The organism is Okeania sp. (assembly GCF_983059655.1).
Window position 1 is genome coordinate 17,409 of the sequence record NZ_CEZPJD010000021.1, and the last position, 9,291, is coordinate 26,699.

The following is a 9,291-nucleotide window of genomic DNA, read 5'->3' on the forward strand; positions in this document are numbered from 1 at the left end:
CAGCTATCAGCTATTAGCTATCAGCCATTAATTTTGGGAAGGTAAAAGCAACCTTTGAAATTGAGAAAGAATAAAAGTTACTGCCAAAGTCCCATGACTAAACCTTAGAAGTAATTATTAATTACTAATTACTGTTAACGTAGTTCCTCCGTTTGCGCAGCATTCCGGAAGAAAGGAGGTAGCTGACTGCTAATAGCTGTTTGCCCAGCATTCCACAGGAAATACTTACGATAATTGAGTCATCACTGAAAAATTTATGTTTGAAAATATCAAGTTAAGAACGCATTTATTATTAGGATATGGAGTCTCTGTAGTTTTCTTTCTAGGGCTAGCAGGAGTAATGTATGGAACTACGACTAAAGTTTTAGAAACTTTAAAAGAAGTTGAAAAAGTACAAGCTGTGATTATTGATATAAATAAGGCAACTCTATATGGAGAAAAAATGGTTAGAAGTTTTCGTGGTTATTTAGCTGTTCAAAATGAAGTATTTATTGAGGAATATAATGAAGGTGCAAAGCTTTTCGATGCAGCTATTGAGTCTATAGATCGATTAATTAATACTCCAGAACAAGAAAAACTTTTAGGGGAAATGAAGCAGGTTAAAAATGATTTTCAATTCTTTGCTAATCAAGTTATCAAATTAGTAAAAGAGGGCAAGCAAAATGAAGCAGTAAGTGTCTTTAACACTGGAAAAGGTAAAGAATTTGTTGATGAATTTGAAAGACTAAGTAATAAATTTTTTGGTCTGGAGAAGATAGAACTTGAGAAAGAGACACAGGGGACAAATAAGAATTTAATTATATTATTATGGTTGCTAAGTATAGGCTCAATATTGTTGATTCTTATTTCCATAACTGTAGCAGTAAAAACTACAGGTGATATTAGTAAAAAAATTAATCGGGTAACTGAAAATATAGTCAATTTTTCTACAGGAGTTTCTACCACAATAATTCAGCAGGAACTTACTGCTGCTCAACAAGCTAGCTCTGTAAATGAAACTACTACAACTATGGATGAATTAGGTGCTTCTTCTCAAGCTACAGCAGAACAAGCTACAGCAGCAGTAGCAGCCGCAACAAAGGCTTTGAACTTAGCTGAAGAGGGCACAGAAGCAGTTGATATAGGTTTAGAAGGTATGGCTTCTTTAAATGAAAAAGTGGGAGCGATCGCTCAACAAATTGCTCGTTTAAGCGAACAAACAAATCAAATTGGTAATATTTCTCAGCTCGTTAGTGACTTAGCAAATCAGACTAATATGTTAGCATTAAATGCTGCAGTAGAAGCAGTTCGTGCTGGAGAACATGGTAAAGGTTTTACTATTGTTGCTAGTGAAATTCGTAAATTAGCTGATGAAAGTAGAAAGTCTGCAGAAAAAATCTATACATTAGTTGCTGATATTCAAACATTAATTAATTCTACAGTTATGGCAACAGAAGCAGGTACACAAAATGTAGAGTCAGGAGTAAAAATTTCTCAACAAGCAGCGACAGCTTTTAATGGTGTTAAAGAAGCAATTAATAATGTAGTTTTAAATAATCAGCAAATTTCTTTTAATGTTAAACAGCAAGCGCTAGCTATTAAGCAAGTGGTAGATGCAATGAATGAGCTGAATAAAGGGGCACAAGAAACAGCTAGTGGTTTAGGGCAAACTAAACAAGGAGTTCAAAAGCTTAATGAAGTAAGTAAAGAGTTAAAGTCTATAGTTTAAAAAGGGAATAGGCAACAGGCAACAGGCAACAGGCAACAGGTAACAGGGAATATATAGGAAAAAAGTATTTTTGCAAATATTTATGCACCCTTTCCTACGAAATGCTGCATAAATAGAATTTTGAATTCTCCTTCTAATATAATAAGTTAATAGCTGACTGCTGAATGCCGATCAAAAAATTTGGGTTTAAAGCCTCCCCTTTTAAGGAGATAATAAATAAAAATTTTCCTTTGAGTCAATCCTCTTATTTTAAAGATGAGGTAATTATTAATTATTAAGTAGTTATCTATAAAAGATGAAAAATGTTTGATAATATCTTCAAAAAAATACAATACAAAATGCTAATTGTTCTAATTTTTAGCACAATTACTCCTGTTTCAATAGTAGGTTATTATGGGATAATCTCTGCTACTAATACTTTGCGAGATTTAGGTTTAGCAAACCTACAAAAAAAAATTAACGATAGTTCAGATAATATAATTAACAACTTAGAAAATATTGGTTACGATGTTTTATTTCTGAGTAAAGTTCCACCTATTCAAGGAATTGTCAGAGCTAGAAATAACAATAGCATCGATCCACAAGATAATTCTACTTATGACATTTGGCGAGAACGACTAAGCATCATATTTATAGAATTTATGCAAACAAAACCATACTATATGCAATTACGCTATTTGGATAAAAGTGGAAATGAAATTGTGCGTGTAAATTCGGATGGCTTAATAGTGCAAAATATTCCTGAAGAGCAGTTACAAAATAAAGCAAAGAGAGAATATTTTACAGAAACTATGACCCTAGATTTAGGTGAAATTTATGTCTCACCTATAAATCTTAATCGAGAACAGGGAAAAATTGAAATTCCTTATAAACCAACCATTAGATATGCAACTCCTATATTTTCAGCAGATGGAAAACGTCAAGGAATTATCATTGCTAATCTGCTAGTTGACCGTATGTTTCAAAAATTAAAACAAAATAATCAAAATCAAACTGGGACAGCTTTTATTATTAATCAAGATGGCTACTATTTATACGACTCAAATGAGCAAAAAGAGTGGGGTTTTGAACTAAATACAGATGAAAAAATTCAAAAATATTATTCAGAAGAAGTGAGTAATAAAATTTTATCTAGTGGCCAAAGTGATATTGTTGATGGTGTAGATAGCGTTATTACTTACAAAACTATTTTTTTACAGGAAAATAATACCAATAAATTTCTAGTATTTGTCTATGATTTACCTAAAAAAATTGTATTTGCTAAAGCCAACAATTTTACAATTTTAGCTTTGGTAATTATATGTTTATCTTTGATAATTTTTTTGTCTATTGGATGGTTAACTATAATGAATATAGTTCAAATAGTTAAAAATACAATTAATAATGTATCTTCTTTTTCTCATAATATTTTGGCGACAATGAATCAGCAGAAACAGATGGCATCAGAGCAATCATTAGCTGCTAATGAAACTAATAATAATATGACTACTTTAGGTGAAACTTCTCAAGAAATATCTCAACAAGCAGAATCAGTCGCAGTGGCAGCAAGTAAAGTTTTAAAATTAGCTGAAGAGGGAAGTAAAATGGTAGATAAAACTTTTGAACAAATGCAGAGTTTGAGAGAAACTGTTGATAATATTAGTAGAAAAAATCAAGAACTTGGTGAAAAAAATACTCAAATTGGGAATATTTCTAGCTTGGCAAATTTAGTAAGTTCTTTAGCAATGCAGACTAATATTTTAGCCCTTAATGCTGCAGTAGAAGCAGTACGAGCTGGGGAACAAGGCAGTGGGTTTGCTGTTGTAGCTAAAGAAATTCGGAAATTAGCAGATCAAAGCTCTGAAGCTGCGAAAAGAATTAATGTAATTGTGCCAGAAATTAAAGTAGCAATTAATTCTACTTTCAAGGTGACAAATGAGGGAAAAAAAATAGCGAATGCTGGTGTTAAAACGGCAGAGGAAACTGCTAATACTTTCCAAAATTTAACAGAAGTAGTTTCTCATTTATTTGCTAGTAACCAGCAAATTCATCACAATACTGAACAACAAGTAGATGCCATTCAAAATGCGATTGAATCTATGAATAATATTAATTACAGTGCTGCTGAAACAGCTAAGAGTATTTCTCAAGTTACAACTAGCACTCAAGAACTTTATGAAGCAGCGCTTAAACTTAAGACAATAGTTTAGCAGGCAACAGGCAATAGGCAATAGGCAACAGGCAACAGGCAACAGGGAATAGGTAATAGAAGACAGGGAATAGGGAATAGAAGACAAATTTTTCATAATACCTTGAATAGCCAATTTAGCAAGATTTTTTCAAAATGGTATTATATATTAATAAATTTTTACCGAAAAATAGTGGTCTAAAGCCTGCCCTTTTAAGGGGGTGAAAAAAAAGAATATTCCGTATTTCAAGCCTCCTTATTGCAGAGGTACTGATAACTGATAACTGATAACTGATAACTGAAATAACGGTGTAATTTATGATTGAAGATTCTGAACTTCGAGAAGTATTTAAAACTGCTAGTGAAGAACATCTCCAAAAACTTGATGAAGGGTTTTTATATTTAGAAAAATATCCACAAGACTTAACAAAATCAGAAGAGTTATTACGAGAAATTCACAGCTTAAAAGGTGATGCTGCAATGTTAGGAGTTAAAGATGTATCTCAACTTGCTCATCAGTTGGAACATTTATTAGGAGAAATTACGCGAGGCGAGCAAGTTATATCTCCAGAAATTAGCGACCGCTTCTCAGTTGGATTAGATGCCATTTACAAACTTGTACAAGAGGCAGTTACAGGAGAGCCATCAGGTATAAATACTTTTCATGTACTAGCTACTTTGATGGGAGCAAATAATATCAATACATCATTACAAGACAAAGATAAAACACATTTAAAATCTGAAGAAACTATTGCTGTTAGTACTTCTGTCAAAGAGGAAAAAGTTGCCAAAAATACTTCATCATTAAATACCCAACAGCCAGAAGAAGTAGCTAATATTAATGAATCTAGTTTCACTAAAACTGAGCCAGATGAAAATACTTTAACCAGTGAACTTCCAGATATTTCTACCTCTTATCATATTGAAACAGTGCGTGTATCTACCCGTAATCTAGATTCTTTAATGACACAAACTGGAGAATTAACTGTAACTCAAATTAGACTTTTTCACCGACTACTAGAAATAGAAAAAATCGCAAATTCATGGGAAGAATGGAGCAGAGATATCCTCAAAAATCGCTTTTTTGTTCCAGGTATAAATTTTAACGACTCTACTACTATTAATAACTATACTCAGCAATTAAAAAACTATTATCTGCAAACAGAAAAACGATTAGAAAATTTAGGATCGTTAATTAATAATTTTAGAAATTCTATTCATGAAGATATTGATAAACTTGATTTAATTAGCCGTCAGATAGGAACTGGAGTTCGTACTCTGCGAATGCTGCCTTTATCTACTATTTTTAATATTTTTCCTCGCGTTGTTAGAGATTTGGCAAGGCAAGAAGGCAAACAAGTAAAATTAATAATTGAAGGTGGTGAAAGTAAAGCAGATAAGCGAATTATTGAACAGATGAAAGATCCTTTAATTCATCTAATTCGTAATGCAATAGATCATGGTATTGAAACACCTACAGAGCGCAAAAAATCAGGAAAAAATCCTGTTGCTACAATTAAATTAAGGGCAGAAAATACTGCTAATAAAGTAATAATCGAAGTTATAGATGATGGGCGTGGGCTAGATATTGAAAAAATTAAACAAACAGCAGTAAAACAAAAAATTTGTAGTAAAAGCGAATTAGCTTCAATGACACAAACACAAATTCAATCCATGATTTTTACCCCTGGATTTTCTACAAAAAAATTTGTGACTGAAATTTCAGGTAGGGGTATTGGTTTAGATGTAGTAAAGGCAAATGTAGAAGAACTTAAAGGAAATATTCACATAGAATCTCAACCAGGAAAAGGATGTTTAACCAGAGTAGTACTCAGCACTTCTATCGCCACGATTAATGTATTAATAGTAGCTGTTGCAAATATTTATTATGCTTTGCCAATTGAATGCATTCACACTACTTTACTGGTTTCTGTAGAATCTATTTTTACTATTGAAGGTAGAGATACTATTATTTTTGATGATGAGCCTATCTCTGTTTTTCCACTGTCAGATTTACTAAATTTGTCAGCTATTGAACGGGATAAAATAAATGATATTCAGGAGAAGAATTGTATTATTATCCAAATTGGAAATGAGAAATTAGGACTATTTGTTGATGCTTTAATAGATGTACAAAATGTTATGCTTAAACCTCAAAGTAAATTATTGAAACGGGTAATAAATGTTTCGGGTGCAACTATTCTTGGTACTGGTGATGTCTGTATGATTTTAAATCCTCAAGATTTAATGAAATCAGCGAAGAAATTATCGACATCTATTTTTAGCACAAAATTTCTTCAGCAATTAGAAGTTGAAAAAGTTAATAACAAACCTCTAATCTTATTAGTAGAAGATTCAATTGCTACACGAACCCAAGAAAAAAGAATTCTCGAAAGTGCAGGTTATGAAGTTATTACTGCAGTTGATGGAATAGATGCTCTTAATAAACTAAAAACTCGCTCTTTTGATGCTGTAATTTCTGACATTCAAATGCCTAATATGGATGGTTTGACTTTAACTACTAAAATTAGAGAAAATCAAAATTACGCTGAATTGCCTATTATTTTGGTAACATCCTTAGCATCCCACGAAGATAAGCAAAAAGGCGCAGAAGTAGGGGCTAGTGCTTATATTACTAAAGATAGTTTTAATCAAGAAGTTCTTTTAGAAACTTTAAAAAGATTAGTTTAAATGTAAGCATTCAGCGGTCAGCTATCAGCTATCAGCTTTATTACCTTGTCTTATTTATCTATTGGACAATAGTTAGGGTTTGCTGATTCAATGTCAAAGCATCGACTTATATTGGTTTGAGCAATTTTAATTCGGGAAATATCAGCTATATCGCTGTCTTTCCATAGATTGATGTTTGATTGATCTATTGGACAATAGTTAAGGGTGTACTGATTAAATATCAAAGCATCGACTTATACTGGTTTGAGCAATTTTAGGTCTGGAAATATCAGCTATAGCAATGTGCGCTGGCATATTTACAAATTGTAGGAGATGTCCAATAGCTAAAAGTCTTATATTATCGGTTTTTTATTACCCCTGTTGCCTGTTGCCTGTTGCCTGTTGCCTGCGCACAGCGCTATATATTGCTCTGTTTCGCAATTATTGATGTTTGATTGATTTATTGGACAATAGTTAGGGTTTGCTGATTCAATGTCAAAGCATCGACTTATATTGGTTTGAGCAATTTTAATTCGGGAAAAAGTATTAGCTATATCGGTATCCACTCAATATGATGGGGGTGGATACCTTTTATCGTAAACTAAAAGTACTAGCTGAAGTTCGCAGTTCCTCCGGAGGAGGCTAGCTTATGGCTGACGGCTGTTTGTGTTTGCGTAGCATCCCGTAGGGAAGCAGTCTGTAGGAAATGCTTACCTCACAACTCAAATAAGATTGCTATATATAGTGTTAGATAACTAAAAAATGCATAACTTCTGTAAGACTAAAAAGTTGTCTAGCCTATCAGAAAAACGTAACTTGATATCACAATCCTCAGCATGGTTTTGCAGACAATATCTTGGAATTAAGGAACAGCTTAACAGGCAACAGAAGTAAGAGTTTAAGATTGTTTATCTAAATACATAGATTTTTGACAAATCCTACACGAATTGCTATATAAAATCAAACAACCATAAATAATTATTATGGAAATGAAAAATAAGATAAAAGTCATAAAAATCTTAATTGTTGACGATTCTCCTGTGGCTTTAATTGTTTTAAAAAGAATTCTTGCTGTCTCTCTAGAAATTGAAATTGTAGGCACAGCTAAAAATGGTTTAGAAGCGTTAAAATTGATTCCTAAAGTTCAGCCAGATGTTATTTCTACAGATTTACACATGGCATTTATGAATGGATTAGAATTTATTAGAGAGGTGATGCAGAAATACCCACGACCAATTTTAGTGATTAGTAATTCAGTACAAGAATATAATACCCAGAATATTTTTCAACTTTTAGAGGCAGGAGCAATTGATGTCTTTCCTAAACCAGAAACTGGATTAAGTTCTGATTATGAAATAATTCAGCGGGAGTTAATTAATAAAATAAAAATTCTTTCTGGAGTCAAAGTTTTTACTCAATACCCTCGGAATATAAATAGAGTAAACCAGGAAGATCGGCAAAAAATGTTTGTACAAAGTACAAAGGATAAGCTAGTAAATACTTCTATTGTTTCTGCTAAAAAAACTATACCTAAATATTGTCGAACTTCAAAAAAAATTCAAATTGTAGCAATTGGAGCCTCTACAGGTGGTCCTCAAGCTTTAAAGACTATTCTTCAGAATTTACCTTCTAATTTACCTGTACCTATAATTTGTGTTCAACATATTAGTAGGGGATTTTTAACTGGGTTGATAAATTGGTTGGCCCATGAATGTCAACTACCAGTAAAAATTGCTAGTTATGGAGAACTACCAGAGGCAGGAGTAGTATATTTTCCACCAGAAGAACATCATTTAGAATTAAATAATATGGGTAAATTTGTCTGCTCAAAAACTCCGCTACTTGGAGGACATCGACCTTCAATTACTGTTACTTTTAATTCAGTTGCTAATTTTTATGCCTCCTTTGCAGCAGGTATTTTATTGACAGGAATGGGTAGAGATGGAGCAGATGGAATGATGGCGATCGCTAAAGCAGGTGGTTTGACAATCACTCAAAATGAGGCAACTTCTGTCATATTTGGAATGCCGAAAGAAGCTATCGATCTTGGAGCTGCTCAATATATCTTGTCAATTAATGATATTACTCCTGTGCTACTGAATCATATTAGTAAATACAGATAAATAAAAATTTTAATACCTATAATGTTTACTTTTCCTTAACTCCCCTCTTCCTGGGAAGAGTTAGGGGTGGGTCCCCTGCTCAATAAAATGTAGAAAAGTTTTTGAGAAATGGTATTACTTCTTCCTATTGCTTATTACATCTTTTCTGGAAATTTATACTTCAAATTAATTCAACAACCTCTGAATTACCTGGTGTAACTTTTCTGCATTAAAAGGTTTAGTCAAATATTCTGTGGCACCAGCTAAATGTCCTTGCACTTTATCAAAAGAACTACCTCTTGCTGTCAACATAATAATTGGTAGATTTTTAAATTGAGGAATGCTACGTATTGTCCGACAAAGTTCTAAACCATCTATACCAGGCATTAAAATATCTAACAAAAGAACTGTCACCTGTTCATGGTATATCATTGACAAAGCATCTATAGCATTATCAGTTACTAATACGCGATATTCCTGACTCAAAGCTTGTTTGAAAATCTGATGCATAACAGTACTATCATCTACGGCTAAAATTGTTTTTTTCATACTTTTATTTCCAGATATGTTATTACTTACATTTAGTACTTTTTGAGAAATAAATGAATTCAATAATGGATAATTGATAATTGATAATTACCTCT

At 32.5% G+C, this 9,291-nt stretch carries 5 protein-coding genes; 4 read left to right on the forward strand and 1 reads right to left on the reverse strand.

Annotated features, from left to right (window positions below; all coding sequences use genetic code 11):
- Nucleotides 1–256: 256 nt before the first annotated feature.
- From AC3DU7_RS02830 to cheB, 4 genes are all read left to right on the forward strand, one after another.
- Nucleotides 257–1,708, forward strand: a complete 1,452-nt coding sequence (locus tag AC3DU7_RS02830; protein WP_488037851.1) for a methyl-accepting chemotaxis protein — start codon at nt 257–259, stop codon at nt 1,706–1,708.
- 338 nt (nt 1,709–2,046) lie between these two features.
- Nucleotides 2,047–3,897, forward strand: coding sequence for a methyl-accepting chemotaxis protein (locus tag AC3DU7_RS02835; RefSeq protein WP_488037852.1), 1,851 nt, complete (start codon nt 2,047–2,049; stop codon nt 3,895–3,897).
- Between the two features lie 296 nt (nt 3,898–4,193).
- The gene (locus AC3DU7_RS02840) at nt 4,194–6,566 is read left to right on the forward strand and encodes a hybrid sensor histidine kinase/response regulator (protein WP_488037853.1); all 2,373 of its coding nucleotides are present in this window, start codon (nt 4,194–4,196) and stop codon (nt 6,564–6,566) included.
- Nucleotides 6,567–7,528: 962 nt separating this feature from the next.
- Nucleotides 7,529–8,668 (forward strand): chemotaxis-specific protein-glutamate methyltransferase CheB, encoded by a 1,140-nt coding sequence (gene cheB, locus AC3DU7_RS02845; protein ID WP_488037854.1) that lies wholly within the window; start codon nt 7,529–7,531, stop codon nt 8,666–8,668.
- Nucleotides 8,669–8,833: 165 nt separating this feature from the next.
- Here the strand turns inward: cheB and AC3DU7_RS02850 are convergent, their stop codons facing one another.
- Nucleotides 8,834–9,196, reverse strand: coding sequence for a response regulator (locus tag AC3DU7_RS02850; RefSeq protein WP_488037855.1), 363 nt, complete (start codon nt 9,194–9,196; stop codon nt 8,834–8,836).
- Nucleotides 9,197–9,291 lie beyond the last annotated feature (95 nt).